Below are 15,383 nucleotides of genomic sequence, written 5' to 3'. Positions count from 1 at the left end.
CCCAGGGAGTACCGCCAGTGTTCCCAGCACACCGCCCCCGCCGACTGCGGACCACGGCCGCGATGCGCCGCCTGGTCAGCGAGACCACCGTCCGGCCGCGGCAGCTCGTGCTGCCGATGTTCGTGAAGGAGGGCGCGGCGCAGCCCGTCGCGATCTCCAGCATGCCGGGCGTCTTCCAGCACACCCGTGAATCGCTGGTCAAGGCGGCCGTGGAGGCCGTGCAGGCAGGCGTCGGCGGGTTGATGATCTTCGGCGTCCCGGCCGAGCGGGACGCGGTCGGGTCCGGTGCGACCGACCCGAACGGCATCCTCAACGTGGCGCTGAACGACCTGCGCGCCGAGTTGGGCGACAGCACCGTGCTCATGTCGGACTGCTGCCTCGACGAGTTCACCGACCACGGCCACTGCGGTGTGCTGGCGGTCGACGGGTCGGTCGACAACGACGCCACGCTGGAGGTGTACGGCGAGATGGCCGTCGCCCAGGCCGTGGCGGGCGCCCACCTGGTCGGGCCGAGCGGGATGATGGACGGCCAGATCGGGTTCATCCGCACCGCGCTGGACGAGGCCGGGTTCACCGACACCGGGATCCTCGCGTACTCCGCGAAGTACGCCTCCGCGCTGTACGGGCCGTTCCGCGAGGCCGTGGACTCGCAGCTCACGGGCGACCGCAAGACCTACCAGCAGGACCCCGGCAACGGTCGGGAAGCGCTGCGCGAGGTCGCGCTGGACCTCGCCGAGGGGGCGGACATGGTCATGGTGAAGCCCGCCGGGATCTACCTGGACGTGGTGCGCTCGGTGAAGGAGGCCGTGGACGTGCCGGTCGCGGCGTACCAGATCTCCGGCGAGTACGCGATGGTCGAGGCCGCCGCCGCGAACGGCTGGATCGACCGCGAGCGCACGGTGCTGGAGACGCTGACGTCGATCCGCCGCGCGGGCGCCGACGTCGTGCTCACCTACTGGGCCACCGAGGCCGCCGCCTGGCTGGACCGGGAATGACGACCCCTGCCGCCAAGGCGGAACGGCCGCCGCCGCCGAAGCTGATCGACCTCGCGCGTTGGCTGTGGATCGGCAGCGCGGTCCTGGGTTCGGCCGCCTTCCTGCTGGAGCTGACCAGCGGCGACATGATCCTCACCGAGCTGCGCAAGCGCGACCCGAACCTGGGCCAGAGCGAGCTGGACGGCGCGATGTCCGCCGCCATCATGGTCAGCCTGCTGGCGTGCGTGGTGCTGGTGCTCGTCCACGCGAAGATCGCCAACAAGATGGCCGCGGGCCGCAACTGGGCCCGGATCGTCCTCACGGTGATCGGCGCGGGCGGCATCATCTTCGGGCTGATGAGGCTCGTGGTCGTCGTGTCGGGCCTGGCGGGGGCCTTCGAGCAGACCGTCGACCCGGTCAACCTCGCTTTCAGCTTGGTCACGATGGCGATGGACGGCGCGGTTCTGGTGCTGATGTTCCTGCCTTCCGTCGCAGGTCACTTCCGTGGCGCTCCGGTGGGTCAGCGCACCACCACCCCTAGTAGCTAACGGATTGTGATTTCACCTGAAAAACACATGCGCAGGTCCTTACCGTGCGCGTCATGACCAACCCGAATGATCCTTACGCACAGCAAGGCGGCTACCCGCAGGGGCAGCAGCCTGGCGGGTACCCGCAGCAGGGCGGCTACCCGCAGCAGGGACAGCCCGGCTTCCCGCCGCCCCCGCCCCTGGGCCACAGCGACACGGCCGCCGCCGTGAAGCCCGCTGCTGTCGACACCGCCTACCTCCTGTGGCTGGTGGCGGCCGGGGTCTCGATCCTGGCCAACATCATCGGCTTCTTCACGGCGCAGGCCATCCTCGAACAAACCCTCGGTGACCTGGGCCCGGAGTTCCGCGCCGCGATCGAGGCGCAGGGCCCCAGCTACGGCGGGATCATCTTCTCGCTGATCATCTCGGCCATCTGGGTGGTCGTGGTGATGCAGATGCGCAAGGGCGCCAACTGGGCCCGCATCCTGCTGACCGTCCTGGGCGCCATCAGCGTGCTGTTCGGCATCCTCGGCGTCTTCGTGCTGTTCAGCGTCGGCTTCCTGGGCATCATCCAGGGCCTGCTCGCGCTGGTCGGCTACGCGGCGATCGTCGGCGGCATCGTCTTCATGTTCAAGCCGGAGTCGAACCAGTACTTCAAGGCCAGCTAGTTGATCCGGACCCCGGGGTCGTCGTCACCGCTCGTCGCGGTGGACAGCGACCCCGGTCGGTTCTAGCGTTCCGCTGTGTGACCACTCCACAGGACCCTGGTGACCGGCAGCAACCCGCGCCGTTCCCCTCCGCGCCACCGCCGCCGCCCGAGCAGGCGCCGCCGACCCCCCACCAGGGCGAGGTGCCGCCGAACGTGGTCGCGCCGCCGTTGAGCGCGGCCGACCTGGGCGGGGGCGGGCCGGTCGGCCAGGCCCCGCAGGAGCTGCGGATCGCGTTCTTCCTGTGGATCGCGCTGGCGGTGCTGCAACTCGTCGCCGCCGTGCTCGCGTTCGCCTCGCGGGACGCGGCCATCGACGTCGCGCGCACGGCGAACACCGGTCTCACCGAGGAGCAGTTGCAGACCAGCGTGACGACCGTCCTCGCCTTCTTCTCGCTGATCTACGTCGTGTTCGCCGCGCTGCTGGTGCTGTTCGCGGTCAAGCTGCGGGCGGGCAAGGGCTGGGCCCGGACGTCGCTGATGATCCTGGGCGCGGTCGTGTTCCTCTTCGAGGCGCGGTTCGACCCCATCGGTGTCGTGACCGGTCTGCTGATCATCGGCGGCATCGTGCTGGTGAACCTGCGCCCGTCGTCCGACTTCATCAACGCCCAGCGCGCCAGATGACGACCGAGACCGCGCCCCCGCCGCTCGCCGTGCGGGCCGCGGTGGGGGTGTGGCTCGCGCTGGCGGTGTTCGGCCTGTTCAACGTCTCGTTCCTCTGGCTCAACCAGGACGCGGTGCGCGAGGCGCTGCCCCCGAACCTCACCGTCGCGGGCACCCTCGGAACGCTCACCGTCGCCGCCGTGATCTTCGCCGCCGGCTACGGGCTGTTCGCGTGGCTGTTCCGCCGAGGGGTCCGCCGGTCCCGCACGGGGCTGTCCGTCACCGCGTTCGCGCACCTGGTGTGGGTGGTGCTGCCGGGCGCGAGCCTGGCCAGCCTGATCTCCGCGGTGCTCCTCGGTGTCGGGGTTGTTCTCACCTGGCGCCCCTCTGCCTCACACTGGTTGAGGGAACAGGAGTGACCAGGGGGGACGACCATGGCCGAGCACGACCCGTTCACATCGCCCTACCACCAGGTGAGGCTGCCGGGTGAGCCGCAGGCGCAGCCGCCCCCGGACTGGGTGTCGCCGGTGCTCACGCCCATGCCGTCGTCGCCGTGGGGCGACGCGGAGTTCCGGCGGCCCGCGACCCTGATCGCCTCCTTCTGGTGCTGGCTGGCGGCGACCGTGCTGGCCGTGGTGGGCCTGCCCACCGTGTTCGCCTTCCAGCACCAGGAGTTCGCGCAGGTCATGGAGGCGCGGACCGACGGCGAGCCGGTGAGCGAGGCCGTGGCCAACGCCACGGCGCTCGCCATGGCGGGGATGTTCGCCCTGGCGCTCGCGGTGCTGGCCGTCCCGTACGTGGTGGCGTTGGTCAACCTCCGCAACGGCAAGGAGTGGTCGCGGATCATGCTCGCCGTCCTGTGCGGCCCCGCCCTGCTGTTCTGGCTCGTCACGATGGTGGTGGTCGCGAACGCCCCCGAGGGGCTCAGCCCGAGCCCGGTCTACGCCTGGGGCGCGCTGTTCCTGGCCACCATGGCCGCCGCGGCCGTGCTGATGTTCCTGCCCCCGTCCAACGACTACGTGCGCTGGAGCCGACGATGACCCAGCCGCCGCCCGACCCGTACGGGTCCTCGCCGTACCAGCCGGTGAACTACCCCGCCGCGGGTCAGCAGCAGCCCCCACCGGTGAACTTCCCGCCCCAGCGGCCGTTCCCCGGCGCCATGCGCGGCGTCGACCAGAACACGAGCGCCGTCTACGCGCGGCCCGGCGTGGTCACGGCGGGATTCGTCCTGTGGCTGGTGGCCGCGCTGTCGTGGCCCCTGGGGACGCTGCTGCGGGAACTCGTCGCGGGCACCGCCATCGGCGGGTTCGGCGTCGTGATGGGGCTGTTCTTCCTGGTGTGCCTCGGCATCGCGGGCGTGGTCGGCGCGATCATGTTCCTGCGCGGCAGCTACCACGCGCGGCTGGCGCTGTGCGGGGTCGCGCTGGTCGTCGAGGTCATGGCGATCATCGGGCTGGTGTCGCTCTCCGGCTCGACCGACTACTCCGGCGCGGCCGAGGTGGTCGCCTGGCTGGTCGTGCTGGCCAGGCTGGTGCTGCCGCCGGTCGCCGTCGTGGTGAGCCTGCTGCCGGGAACGCGCCAGTACTTCGCCGCTAACCTCGGCTAGTGGACAACGACACCGGCCCGGTCCTCTACGCGGAGCGGGGCGCCTCCTGGTGGCCGCTGCTGTGGGGGCCGGTGTTCGCCGTCCTCGGGGTCGGGGTCGAACTGCTCACCGGCCCGGTGAGCGTGCTCTTCTGGTCGCTGGTCGCGTTCGGACTGCTGATCCCCACGGCGCTGTGGGTGCAGGGCAGGCAGCGGCTGTACTCGGTCCGCCTCACCCCGGCCGCGCTGAGCGAGGGCCGGGATGTCCTGCGGATGGCCGACGTGGCCGCCGTCGAGGGCGTCGAGCCCCGGTCGGGCGCGACCGTGCTGGGGACCGGGTGGACCATCCCCAAGGGCACGACCGCCGTCCCCATCCGGCTGCTCGACGGCACCGTGGTGCTCGGCTGGGCCCGCGACCCCGACGCGCTCCGCGCGGCACTGCACCGCCTGCTCACGCGCACCTGAGCGGCGTTCACGGCATCCTGATCCCGCGCGTGCCAAACTCGTCGCCGTGACCGCGCCAGCGCCGACCGCCGAGCCCTCTTCCGCGCCGACCCTGCACCAGCCGAGGCGCGGGCTGATCGCCGTGGTCGAGGTGGTGCTGGTCGTGCTGCTGGCGTTCGCCGCGCACTGGTGCTGGCAGCGCGGCATCCAGACGTTCTCCTACCCGGTCGAGGGTCGTCCGCCGCTGGTCTCGACGCGGTACCACGGCAACTGGATCGGCGGCTCGATCGTGCTGGCCACGGTGGCCGGGATCCTGCTGCTGGACGCGATCCGGCAGACCCTCCTGGCCGTCCGCACCAGGGACCGCAGGCCTCCGGAGGACGTGGCGCAGACCACTGACGAGCTCGTGTGAGACTGGGACGCGTGACGACGAGGAACACGGCTACGGACACGACCCGATCACAGGAGCTGTTCGCGCGAGCGGCGGCCGTCACGCCCGGCGGGGTCAACTCCCCGGTGCGGGCCTTCCACTCGGTCGGCGGCACCCCCAGGTTCATGGTCAGGGGCGAGGGGCCGCACCTGTGGGACGCGGACGGCAACCGGTACGTCGACCTGGTGTCCTCGTGGGGCCCGATGATCCTGGGCCACGCGCACCCCGCGGTGGTGGAGGCGGTCCGTTCGGCCGCCGTGCACGGGCTCTCGTTCGGCACGCCCACCGAGGGCGAGATCGACCTGGCCGAGGAGATCATCGCCCGCGTCGACCCGGTCGGGCAGGTGCGGCTGGTCAACTCCGGCACCGAGGCCACGATGAGCGCGATCCGGCTGGCCCGCGGGTTCACCGAGCGCCGCAAGGTCGTCAAGTTCGCGGGCTGCTACCACGGCCACGTCGACGCGCTGCTCGCCCAGGCGGGCTCCGGTGTCGCGACGCTCGGCCTGCCGACGTCGCCCGGCGTGACGGGCGCGCAGGCCGCGGACACGATCGTCCTGCCGTACAACGACGTCGAAGCCGTGCGGGCCGCGTTCGCGGAGAACCCCGGCGAGATCGCCTGCGTGATCACCGAGGCCGCCGCGGGCAACATGGGCGCCGTCGCCCCGCGCCCCGGTTTCAACGCCGCGCTGCGCGAGCTGTGCCACGCCGACGGCGCGCTGCTGGTCGTGGACGAGGTCATGACGGGCTTCCGCGTGTCCCGCGCGGGCTGGTACGGCCTGGAGGGCGTCGAGGGCGACCTCTACACGTTCGGCAAGGTCATGTCCGGCGGGCTGCCCGCCGCGGCGTTCGGCGGGCGGTCCGACGTGATGTCGAGGCTCGCCCCGCAGGGGCCCGTCTACCAGGCGGGCACGCTGTCCGGGAACCCCGTCGCGGTCGCCTCCGGGCTCGCCACGCTGCGGGCGGCCGACGCCGCCGTGTACCGCGCGCTGGACGCCAACGCCTCGCGCCTCGGCGCGCTGTTCACCTCCGCGCTGGCCGAAGCCGGGGTGGCGCACCGCGTGCAGTACGCGGGCAACCTGGTGAGCGTCTTCTTCACCGAGGACGAGGTCGTCGACTACGCGGGCGCGCAGGCCGCCGAGACGTGGCGCTTCCCGCCGTTCTTCCACGCACTGCTCGAACGCGGCGTGTACGCGCCGCCCAGCGCGTTCGAGGCGTGGTTCGTCAACGCCGCCATGGGCGACGACGAGTTCTCGATCATCGCCGACGCGCTGCCCCACGCGGCGGCCGCTGCCAAGGAGGCCAAGAAGTGACTCGGACCGTGGTGCACTTCCTCCGGCACGGCGAGGTGCACAACCCGGACGGGATCCTCTACGGGCGGCTGCCCGGTTTCCGGCTGTCGGACACCGGTCAACGGCAGGCGCTGACCGTCGCCGAGCACCTCGCGGACCACGACATCGCGCACGTCGTCGCGTCCCCGCTGACCCGCGCGCAGCAGACCGCCGCGCCGATCGCGGACTCGCACCGGCTGGAGCTGGCGACCGACGACCGGCTGATCGAGGCGGACAACAGGTTCGAGGGCCTGCGGGTGTCGGTGGGCGACGGCGCGCTGCGCCAGCCCGCGCACTGGCCGAAGCTGGTCAACCCGTTCACGCCGTCCTGGGGCGAGCCTTACCTGAAGATCGCGCACCGCATGCTCGGGGCGGCTCAGCGCGCCCGTGTGGTCGCGTCGGGCCACGAGGCCGTGTGCGTGTCCCACCAGTTGCCGATCTGGACGCTGCGGCGGTTCCTGGAGGGCAAGCGCATGTGGCACGACCCGCGCAAGCGCGAGTGCTCCCTGGCGTCGCTGACGAGCCTGGTCTTCGAGGGCGAGCAGCTCGTCCGGGTGTCCTACAGCGAGCCGGTCGGCGCGACGAACCCGAGGGTGACCGGGGCGTGAAAGCGGTGGCTCTGCTGGCTTCGGCCCTGGTCCTCGCGGGGTGCTCGACGGGGAAGGACGCGGTCGCGACGGGCGGGGAGTTCCAGTTCGTCGCCCCGGACGGCCAGGTGCGGATCCGCTACAGCGGCGACGAGCGCAAGGTCGTGAAGGGGCTGTCCGGGCCGAGCCTGCTCGAGGACGGCAAGACGATCAGCATCGAGGACTTCGCGGGGAAGGTCCTCGTGGTCAACATCTGGGGTTCGTGGTGCCCGCCGTGCCGCACCGAGGCGCCCGAGTTGCAGAAGGTGCAGGACGAGTCCGGTCCGGCAGGCGTGCAGGTGCTCGGCATCGACGTCAAGGAGCACTCGCCGGAGCCCGCGCGGGACTTCGCGGTGGACCGGAAGCTGACGTACCCGTCGATCTACGACGACTCGGGGCGCACGCTGCTCGCGTTCAAGGGCTACCCGCCGAACGCGGTGCCGTCGACGATCATCCTGGACAAGCGGCACCGCGTCGCCGCGATCTTCCTGGAGGGCGTCCTCGCCTCCGACCTGACGCCGGTGGTCGAGGAGCTGCTCGCCGAGGCCTGACGGCCCGACCGCCTGACCGTCCGGTGTGGACGGTCAGGCGCCGAGGACTACGGGGTGCCCTGGAGCTCCGGGATCTTCGCCTTGAACGCCTCGACCATCGCGTCGCGGCCGATGACGCTGTACTGCTTGCCCAGCGTGCGCATGATCGAGTTCTGGGTCGGCCGGTAGAGGCCGGTGCCGTAGTACTTCGAGCCCTCGAACACGCCGACCACCCCGCCGTCCGGCGTCGGCTGGCCGAGGTACCTCGCCCACTTGGAGCCGTCGGCGAGCTTGGACGCGTTGATCTCGGTCGGCTCGTCGCCGGTGTAGGTGCCCGGCGAGAAGTACTCGTCGGCGAGGTGGCCGATCGAGTGGCCCAGCTCGTGCACCACGATCTGGCCCGCCTTCGCGTTGCCGCCCGCCGCGGTCGCGACACCGCCGCCCGCGCCGCCGTACTTCGTGGTGTTGCCCAGCGCGATGACCTGGTCGTACGCGGGCGCGAGCGCGGCGTACTTGTACGCCTCCTGCTCGTTCAAGCACAGCAGCCGCTCGGTGGTCGGGGTCGTGCCCTTGCACCAGAAGCCCATGTCGAGCGCGGTGCGCTTCTCGTCGGTGCCCTGGGGGTTGTCGTCCACCCCCGAGTCGATCGACACGGCGTTGACCTGCCACACGTTGAAGTAGTCCTTGTACGACTTGAACGGCTCGACCGCCGACAGCTCGGCCCACTTGCTCAGCACGTGGTCGTGGAAGAGGCCCAGCTCGCCGGAGGTGTACCCGTCGCCGACGAACACCAGGTCGAACCGGGCGTCGGTGGACCCGGTCTGCTGCACCGTCTCCACGGTCGCGGCGACCCGCAGGTTCGCCTTCGTCCGCTGGGTCTTGGGGTTCGCCGCGACGACCTTCTCGATGGTGCCGTCGGGGGAGAACACCTCGCGGACGATCTGGGAGGCGACCGGGGCGGGCGCGGCCTCCGCGGGTGCCGCGCTGTGGGGCAGCGGGGCGGCGACCACCACGAAACCCATCGTGAGCGCGGGCAAGATCAGCCGAGTTGAGCGCATGGAGGAACGTTAAGTACCCCAGTTGTCACCCACAAGGGTGCTTTCACAACTATTTCCCATTTGTGATTACTGTTCGTAATGCCAAGTGACGGTGAATGGGTGTGACCTGGGCCTCCGCTAATGGGTTCCGGTGCCGCCCCCACCTGGGGCAGTACCTACTCTGGAGCCCGTGAACCACTGGACGGAGCTGGCCACCTCGGGGCCGCTGCTGCTGGCCACCGGTGTCGCACTCCTGGCGGGCGCGATCTCGTTCGCGTCCCCGTGCGTCGTGCCGCTCGTTCCCGGCTACCTCGCTTACCTCGCGGGCCTGGTCGGCGCCGAAGCCCCGGCCGTGCAGGACGGCGAGTCGCCGAAGGCGGGCCGCTGGCGCGTCACCGGAGCCGCGCTGCTGTTCGTCCTCGGCTTCACCGTCGTGTTCTCGCTGACCTCGTTCGCCGTACTCGGGCTCGTGGACACGTTGTGGCTCAACGAGGACATGCTCCAGCGCATCGGCGGCGTCATCACCATCGCGATGGGCCTGGTGTTCATCGGCCTCGTCCCCGCGCTCCAGCGCGACGTCCGGCTGCACAAGCGCCCGCGCGCGGGCCTCATCGGCGCCCCGCTGCTCGGCGGCGTCTTCGCGCTCGGCTGGACCCCGTGCATCGGCCCGACGCTCGCCGGCGTACTCGCGCTCGCCCGCGGCACGGAGGTCGGCTCGTCCACGGCCCGCGGCGCGGTCCTCGTGCTCGCCTACTGCCTCGGCCTCGGCCTGCCGTTCGTGCTGATCGCCATCGGCGCCCGCTGGGCGGTCCGCGTCACCGGCTGGCTGCGCACCCACGTGCGCGGCGTGCAGGTCTTCGGCGGCGTGCTGCTGATCATGGTCGGCATCGCGCTCGTCACGGGCCTGTGGGGCGACTTCGTCGGCTGGCTGCGCGTCACCGCGGTCAACGACCTGAAGCTGCCGCTGTAGATGAAGAACGCACTCGCCTTCCTGCGCAACACGTGGCGCGGTCTCACGGCCATGCGCACGGCCCTCACGCTGCTGTTCCTGCTCGCGCTGGGCGCGCTGCCCGGCGCGCTGCTGCCGCAGCGGTCGCTGAACTCGCTGAAGGTGGACGAGTTCATCACCGACAACGGCTGGTGGGGCCGACTGCTGGACAAGGGCGGCTTCTACGCCGTCTACGGCAGCTTCTGGTTCTCCGCGATCTACGTGCTGCTGTTCGTGTCGCTGGTCGGCTGCCTGCTGCCGCGGCTGTGGGAGTACTTCAGCCAGATGCGCGCCAAGCCGGTGCTGACGCCGCGCAACCTCGCCCGGATGCCGCACCACGCCGAAGCGCACACCGACCGGGCCGTGGACGACGTCATCACCGCCGCCCGCGCCCGGCTCAAGGGCTGGCGCACGGTCGAGCGCGAGGAGGCGGACGGCGCCCGCACGATCAGCGCCGAACGCGGCTACCTGCGCGAGACCGGCAACCTGGTCTTCCACTTCGCGCTGCTGGGTCTGCTCGTGGCGTTCGCGCTTGGCAAGATGTTCGGCTACGAGGGCCAGGTCATCGTCCAGGCGACCGGCAAGCAGTTCTGCAACTCCGGCGTCTTCAACTTCGACTCGTTCCGGCCGGGCCTGAGGGTCGACGGCACCCAGCTCACGCCGTTCTGCGTGCGGGTCAACGACTTCCACGCCACCTACCTGCACAACGGGCAGGCGGAGAGCTTCCTGGCGAACATCGACTACCAGTCCGGCGAGGACCTCGACACCGGCACCTGGAAGCCGTACCCGCTGGAGGTCAACCACCCGCTGCGCACCGCGGGCGACCGGCTCTACCTGCTGGGCCACGGCTACACCCCCAAGTTCACCGTCACGTTCCCCAACGGCGCCACCAGGTCCGCCGAGGTGCAGTGGCGGCCCGTCGACCCGATCACGCTGCTCTCCGAGGGCGCGACGAAGTTCGACCCGCCGCAGATCACCGACTCCGAGGAGCGCCGCAAGAACCAGTTGGCCGTCACCGGCCTGCTGGCGCCGAGCGCGGTGTTCGACGGCACCCTGATGAGCAGCAACTTCCCCGAGGCGCGCAAGCCCGCCGTGGCTGTCGACGTGTTCCGCGGCGACCTCGGCACCGACTCCGGCCGCGGCCAGTCGATCTTCTCGATCGACCAGTCCATGGTGGACAAGGGGCGGCTGGCGAAGGTCGCGCGGCAGAACCTCGAGGTGGGGCAGGAGATCAAGCTCGACGACGGCACGGTGATCCGCTTCGACGGCGTGACCGACTGGGTGTCGCTCCAGGTCTCCCACGACCCGGCGCAGGTCTACGTGCTGGTGTTCTCGATGCTGATGGTGGCCGGTCTGGGCGTCTCGCTCGCGATCCGCCGCCGCCGCGTCTGGGTGCGGGCGGTCCCTCAGCAGGACGGGCGTACTTTCATCGAGGTCGGTGGGCTCGCCCGCACCGACCAGGCGGGCTACGGCGGGGAGTTCACCGGGTTGTCCCGCGACCTCCTCTCGGCCGAGCAGGACAAGGAGAGCTGATGCCGGTCAACGCGACTCTGGCGACCTACAGCGACTGGATGTACAACAGCGCGGTCGGCGTCTACCTCCTCGCGACGTTCCTCTACGTCTACGAGCAGGCCTTCGGCCGTGCCCCGGTCAAGGCCAAGGAACGCGACCTCGTCGTCGCGGGCGGCACCGGCGACCAGTGGAAGCCCGGCCTGGTCGTGCCGACCAAGCCGGAGCGGTCGCGGGCCGAGCGGTTCGGCCGCATGGCCGTGGCGCTGACGCTGCTGGGCGTCCTGTTCCACGTGGCCGCGCTGGTCCTGCGCGGGGTCGCGACCGGCCGCGCCCCGTGGGGCAACATGTACGAGTACGGCGCGCTGCTGACGTTGGCGGCCGTGGTGACCTTCGTCGTGCTGATGCGGTCGTTCCCGATCCGCAGGCTCGGCGGGTTCGTGCTGGTCCCGGTCGTGATCCTGATGTTCCTCGGCGGCACCGCGCTCTACGCGCCCGCCGCGCCCGTCCAGCCCGCGCTCCAGTCGTACTGGCTGGTCATCCACGTCTCGGTCATCTCGATCTCCACCGGCATGCTGCTGGTCCCCGGCGTCGCGAGCCTGCTCTACCTGGTGAAGGCGGCCAACGACCGCAAGCCGGAGAAGTTCGCGAAGTTCGCGGGCAGGCTGCCGTCGGCCGACACCCTGGACCGGCTCGCGTACCGCAGCACCGTGCTGGCGTTCCCGCTGTTCACCATCGGCATCATGTTCGGCGCCATCTGGGCCGAGGCCGCCTGGGGCCGCTTCTGGGGCTGGGACCCCAAGGAGACCGTCGCGTTCGTGTCGTGGGTCGTCTACGCGGCCTACCTGCACGCCCGCGCGACCGCCGGGTGGCGCGGCGCGAACGCCGCGTGGATCAACACCGTCGGGTTCTTGCTGACCGTGTTCAACCTCTTCTTCATCAACTTGGTGACGACCGGGTTGCATTCCTATGCGGGAGTCGGCTGACCCCCGGCATCACCCCAGGTGGGATGCCCACCCCCGTTAGTGGAACCTGTTGTCGCCGACTACCGTCCCAAGTGGGGGTCGGGGAGGTCTCGATCCGCTTGCTCAGGGGAGGACCCCAGCGGTGACTGGTCGCTACGAGGAGCCTGAGCCGCGGCACAACGTGTCATGGCAGCCGCAGCCCACGGGCGCGGAGGGCCACATGAACCAAACCAACCCGACGCAGTCGGGCCAACACCCCGTCGACCCGGCCCAGCAGGTGGGTGGTGGCTCCTCGGGTCAGCACACCGTCGGCGGCGGCCAGTCCGGCGCGTACCAGGTGGGTGGCGGCTCGTCCGGCGCGTACCAGGTCGGCGGCGGTCCGTCGGGCCAGCACTCCGTCGGCGGCGGCCCCTCCGGGCAGCACTCCGTCGGCGGTGGCCCGTCCGGCCAGCACCCCGTCCAGCAGGGCGGCCAGTCCGGCCGTTACCCCGTCGGCGGCGGCCCCTCGGGCCCGTACCAGGTGGGCGGCGGCCAGTCCGGCGCGCACTACGTGGACCCGTCCCAGCAGCAGTACCAGGGCCAGGGCGCGTTCCCGAACAACTTCCCCCAGTCGCTGCCGCAGCAGCAGCCACCGCAGCAGCAGAACCAGCGGATGTCCGCGCACGACATGTCGTCGCAGCGCCTCATCAAGCAGGAGAAGCGCCCACCGCAGTCCGGCTGGCGCAAGGCGGTGCACTCGATGAGCGGCGGCCTGGTCAACCTGGGCGAGAGCCCGGCGGACATCAAGCGCCGTGAGCTGATCACGCGGATCAACCAGCCGCTGCGCGGGTGCTACAAGATCGCGATGCTCAGCCTCAAGGGCGGCGTCGGCAAGACCACGACCACCGCGTCGCTCGGCTCGACGTTCTCGTCGCTGCGCGGCGACCGGGTCATCGCGGTCGACGCCAACCCGGACCGGGGCACACTCGCGCTCAAGGTGCCGAGGGAGACCACCGCGACCGTGCGGCACCTGCTGCGCGATGTGGCGAGGATCACCAAGTACAGCGACGTCCGCGCCTACACGTCGCAGAGCCCGAGCAGGCTGGAGGTCCTCGCCAGCGAGCAGGACCCGGCCGTGTCCGAGGCGTTCAGCGACCAGGACTACCTGCGCACGGTCGCGCTGCTGGAGCACTTCTACAACATCCTGCTCACCGACTGCGGCACCGGCCTCATGCACTCGGCGATGAAGGGCGTGCTCGACCAGGCCGACTCGCTGGTCCTCGTCTCGTCCGGCTCGGTCGACGGCGCCCAGACCTCGGCGGCCACCCTCGACTGGCTGGACGCGCACGGCTACCGCGACCTCGTGGCCAGGTCGATCGCGGTCATCAACTCGGTCCGACCGGGCTCGGGCAAGGTCGACCTGGACCGCTTGGCGGCCCACTTCGCGTCCCGCTGCCGGTCCGTCGTGATGATCCCGTTCGACCCGCACCTCGAAGAGGGTGCTGAAATCGAGCTCGACAAACTGGAGCCGGCCACCCGACTCGCGCTGCTGGAGCTCGCCGCCACCGTGGCGGACGACTTCCCCAGCTAGCAGGAATTCCAGTACGAGTGCGGGCCCCCGACGACTTCCCGTCGGGGGCCCGCACTCGTCTCAGGAGTCTTTGCCCTCTTCAGGGCGGCGTTTCGTCTGCTCACCGAGCTTCCGGAGGAAGTCCGGGTCGTCATCGGGCGCGATGACCCGACCACGAGGAGCGGTTTCGAGCCGACCGGGCCCGAACGCCTTCCAGAGCAGCATGAACACGGTGAGCGCACCGATCGCCGCGAGCACGTACAGCATGGTCGCCACCTCCTTTGCCACGACATTACTCGTGACTAGGAGTACGTACGGGACGCGTTCAGTGGCGCACCGGTTCGGTGGCCTCGGTGGTGAGCTCGGACAGCAACGCCTGGACCTCGGACTCCCGGAACCGCCGGTGGCCACCGGGCGTGCGGATCGACCCGATCCGGCCCGCGGTGGCCCAGCGGGTCACCGTTTTGGGGTCGACGCGGAACAGGTTGGCCACTTCACCCGGCGTGAGCAGCCGTTCCGGCCCGCTTTGACGACTTACCTGCATGGACGCGGTCACGATCGTCCTCCTCAGATCAGACTTACCGCCCGCATCGTGGCATCTCACCCGTCAGGTACTCGAACACTTGGGTGATGGTAAAGAGGGAGTAAGGGACGAAGTTCGCGGTTCGGACATCACGCAGGTAGGGCCTACCCTGGTCCAGTGGACGCTCTTGATCGACAAATCATCGCCGCCCTGCGCGAGAACGGCCGGGCGACGTACGCCGACCTGGGCCGCAAGGTAGGCCTCTCCGCGTCGGCCGTGCACGAGCGAGTCGGCAAGCTGGAAGCCACCGGCGTCATCGTCGGCTACCACGCCGTGGTCGACCCCAGCGCCGTAGGCCTGGGCGTAACGGCCTTGGTGGGCATCCACCCAACAGACACCGCGGACGACGACGACGTCGCCCTGGAGCTGGCCGGACTGATCGAGGTCGAATCCTGCTACCGCGTAGCGGGCGACGAGTCGTTCATAGTGAAGGTCCGCGTAGCCACCGTAGACGACCTGGAACGCGCCCTGGGCCGCCTACGCCGCATCGCGGGCGTAGCGAGGACCAGAACCACCGTGGTCCTCTCCACCCGCTTCGAGGGCCGCCCCAACACCTCGGACGCGGCGTTCGAACCAGGAGACCCAAGCGCGTAACCTGGGGAACCGTGCACCTGGGTAGAGATGTGACGCTGTACGTGCTGGCGCGACTGGGCATGGTCGCGGCAGTCATGGCACTGCTCATGCTGGTCAACGTCCCACTGCTGGTAGCCATGGCAGTAGGCGTGGTCGTAGCCCTACCACTGTCACTATTCCTGTTCCGCGGCATGAGAGCACGCGTAGCAGCAGGCCTAAACGAACGCGGCGAAGCGCGAAAAGCAGAACGCGACCGCCTACGCGCCCAACTAAGAGGCGAAACGGCTTAAAACAGCAACACGCCGGACCAGCGCCACAAACAGCAGCAACAGCCGACCCACCGCAAACAGCGGAACAGCCGACCCGCCACAAGCAGCAGTAACAGCCGACCCACTGCAAACCCAGCGCGCCCTACGCAACCGTGGCC

At 70.4% G+C, this 15,383-nt stretch carries 21 protein-coding genes; 18 read left to right on the top strand and 3 right to left on the bottom strand.

What is annotated here, in order from left to right; genetic code table 11:
- Window positions 1–17: 17 nt before the first annotated feature.
- From hemB to NZH93_RS39590, 12 genes are all read left to right on the top strand, one after another.
- A complete protein-coding gene (gene hemB, locus NZH93_RS39645; protein ID WP_259628462.1) occupies window positions 18–995 on the top strand; it encodes a porphobilinogen synthase in 978 nt (325 codons plus the stop codon).
- The gene (locus NZH93_RS39640; RefSeq protein ID WP_259628461.1) at window positions 992–1,522 is read left to right on the top strand and encodes a hypothetical protein; all 531 of its coding nucleotides are present in this window, start codon (window positions 992–994) and stop codon (window positions 1,520–1,522) included. The genes hemB and NZH93_RS39640 overlap by 4 nt, the downstream gene beginning before the upstream one ends.
- A 53-nt stretch (window positions 1,523–1,575) precedes the next feature.
- A complete protein-coding gene (locus tag NZH93_RS39635) occupies window positions 1,576–2,169 on the top strand; it encodes a hypothetical protein (protein WP_259628460.1) in 594 nt (197 codons plus the stop codon).
- 77 nt (window positions 2,170–2,246) lie between these two features.
- Entirely contained in the window at window positions 2,247–2,831 is a 585-nt protein-coding gene (locus tag NZH93_RS39630) for a hypothetical protein (RefSeq protein ID WP_259628459.1), read from the top strand.
- The gene (locus NZH93_RS39625; protein WP_259628458.1) at window positions 2,828–3,229 is read left to right on the top strand and encodes a hypothetical protein; all 402 of its coding nucleotides are present in this window, start codon (window positions 2,828–2,830) and stop codon (window positions 3,227–3,229) included. The genes NZH93_RS39630 and NZH93_RS39625 overlap by 4 nt, the downstream gene beginning before the upstream one ends.
- Before the next feature lie 15 nt (window positions 3,230–3,244).
- On the top strand, window positions 3,245–3,850 hold the full coding sequence (locus NZH93_RS39620; RefSeq protein ID WP_259628457.1) for a hypothetical protein: 606 nt from the start codon (window positions 3,245–3,247) through the stop codon (window positions 3,848–3,850).
- Window positions 3,847–4,416, top strand: a complete 570-nt coding sequence (locus NZH93_RS39615; protein ID WP_259628456.1) for a hypothetical protein — start codon at window positions 3,847–3,849, stop codon at window positions 4,414–4,416. The genes NZH93_RS39620 and NZH93_RS39615 overlap by 4 nt, the downstream gene beginning before the upstream one ends.
- Window positions 4,416–4,859, top strand: a complete 444-nt coding sequence (gene mce1N / locus NZH93_RS39610) for a transport-regulating membrane protein Mce1N (protein WP_259628455.1) — start codon at window positions 4,416–4,418, stop codon at window positions 4,857–4,859. Before NZH93_RS39615 ends, mce1N begins: the two co-directional genes overlap by 1 nt.
- Window positions 4,860–4,905: 46 nt before the next feature.
- A complete protein-coding gene (locus NZH93_RS39605; RefSeq protein ID WP_259628454.1) occupies window positions 4,906–5,250 on the top strand; it encodes a hypothetical protein in 345 nt (114 codons plus the stop codon).
- Window positions 5,251–5,261: 11 nt separating this feature from the next.
- The gene (hemL, locus tag NZH93_RS39600; RefSeq protein WP_259628453.1) at window positions 5,262–6,578 is read left to right on the top strand and encodes a glutamate-1-semialdehyde 2,1-aminomutase; all 1,317 of its coding nucleotides are present in this window, start codon (window positions 5,262–5,264) and stop codon (window positions 6,576–6,578) included.
- A complete protein-coding gene (locus NZH93_RS39595; protein WP_259628452.1) occupies window positions 6,575–7,204 on the top strand; it encodes a histidine phosphatase family protein in 630 nt (209 codons plus the stop codon). The genes hemL and NZH93_RS39595 overlap by 4 nt, the downstream gene beginning before the upstream one ends.
- Window positions 7,201–7,773: a TlpA family protein disulfide reductase gene (locus NZH93_RS39590; protein ID WP_259628451.1), complete on the top strand. Its 573-nt coding sequence runs from the start codon at window positions 7,201–7,203 to the stop codon at window positions 7,771–7,773. Before NZH93_RS39595 ends, NZH93_RS39590 begins: the two co-directional genes overlap by 4 nt.
- A gap of 47 nt (window positions 7,774–7,820) precedes the next feature.
- On the opposite strand, the gene NZH93_RS39585 is transcribed toward NZH93_RS39590, so the two are convergent.
- The gene (locus tag NZH93_RS39585; RefSeq protein ID WP_259628450.1) at window positions 7,821–8,810 is read right to left on the bottom strand and encodes a M64 family metallopeptidase; all 990 of its coding nucleotides are present in this window, start codon (window positions 8,808–8,810) and stop codon (window positions 7,821–7,823) included.
- Between the two features lie 169 nt (window positions 8,811–8,979).
- Here NZH93_RS39585 and NZH93_RS39580 point away from each other — a divergent pair, with 169 nt between their 5' ends.
- From NZH93_RS39580 to NZH93_RS39565, 4 genes are all read left to right on the top strand, one after another.
- The gene (locus NZH93_RS39580) at window positions 8,980–9,759 is read left to right on the top strand and encodes a cytochrome c biogenesis CcdA family protein (protein WP_259628449.1); all 780 of its coding nucleotides are present in this window, start codon (window positions 8,980–8,982) and stop codon (window positions 9,757–9,759) included.
- On the top strand, window positions 9,760–11,310 hold the full coding sequence (resB, locus tag NZH93_RS39575) for a cytochrome c biogenesis protein ResB (protein ID WP_259628448.1): 1,551 nt from the start codon (window positions 9,760–9,762) through the stop codon (window positions 11,308–11,310).
- Window positions 11,310–12,272, top strand: coding sequence for a c-type cytochrome biogenesis protein CcsB (ccsB, locus tag NZH93_RS39570; protein ID WP_259628447.1), 963 nt, complete (start codon window positions 11,310–11,312; stop codon window positions 12,270–12,272). The genes resB and ccsB overlap by 1 nt, the downstream gene beginning before the upstream one ends.
- Window positions 12,273–12,471: 199 nt before the next feature.
- Window positions 12,472–13,821, top strand: coding sequence for a MinD/ParA family ATP-binding protein (locus NZH93_RS39565; protein ID WP_259628446.1), 1,350 nt, complete (start codon window positions 12,472–12,474; stop codon window positions 13,819–13,821).
- A gap of 60 nt (window positions 13,822–13,881) precedes the next feature.
- On the opposite strand, the gene NZH93_RS39560 is transcribed toward NZH93_RS39565, so the two are convergent.
- Entirely contained in the window at window positions 13,882–14,067 is a 186-nt protein-coding gene (locus NZH93_RS39560) for a hypothetical protein (protein ID WP_106187536.1), read from the bottom strand.
- 58 nt (window positions 14,068–14,125) lie between these two features.
- On the bottom strand, window positions 14,126–14,344 hold the full coding sequence (locus tag NZH93_RS39555) for a BldC family transcriptional regulator (protein WP_259628570.1): 219 nt from the start codon (window positions 14,342–14,344) through the stop codon (window positions 14,126–14,128).
- A 156-nt stretch (window positions 14,345–14,500) separates the two neighbouring features.
- Here NZH93_RS39555 and NZH93_RS39550 point away from each other — a divergent pair, with 156 nt between their 5' ends.
- Both NZH93_RS39550 and NZH93_RS39545 read left to right on the top strand, forming a co-directional pair.
- Window positions 14,501–14,977, top strand: a complete 477-nt coding sequence (locus NZH93_RS39550) for an Lrp/AsnC family transcriptional regulator (protein ID WP_259628445.1) — start codon at window positions 14,501–14,503, stop codon at window positions 14,975–14,977.
- 11 nt (window positions 14,978–14,988) lie between these two features.
- Window positions 14,989–15,246, top strand: coding sequence for a DUF4229 domain-containing protein (locus NZH93_RS39545; protein WP_308214295.1), 258 nt, complete (start codon window positions 14,989–14,991; stop codon window positions 15,244–15,246).
- Window positions 15,247–15,383: the final 137 nt, after the last annotated feature.

This window comes from Umezawaea endophytica, from assembly GCF_025061645.1.
GTDB lineage: Bacteria > Actinomycetota > Actinomycetes > Mycobacteriales > Pseudonocardiaceae > Umezawaea > Umezawaea endophytica.
Note: the sequence above shows the minus strand (reverse complement) of the source record. Positions and strands in the feature narration are given on the sequence as shown.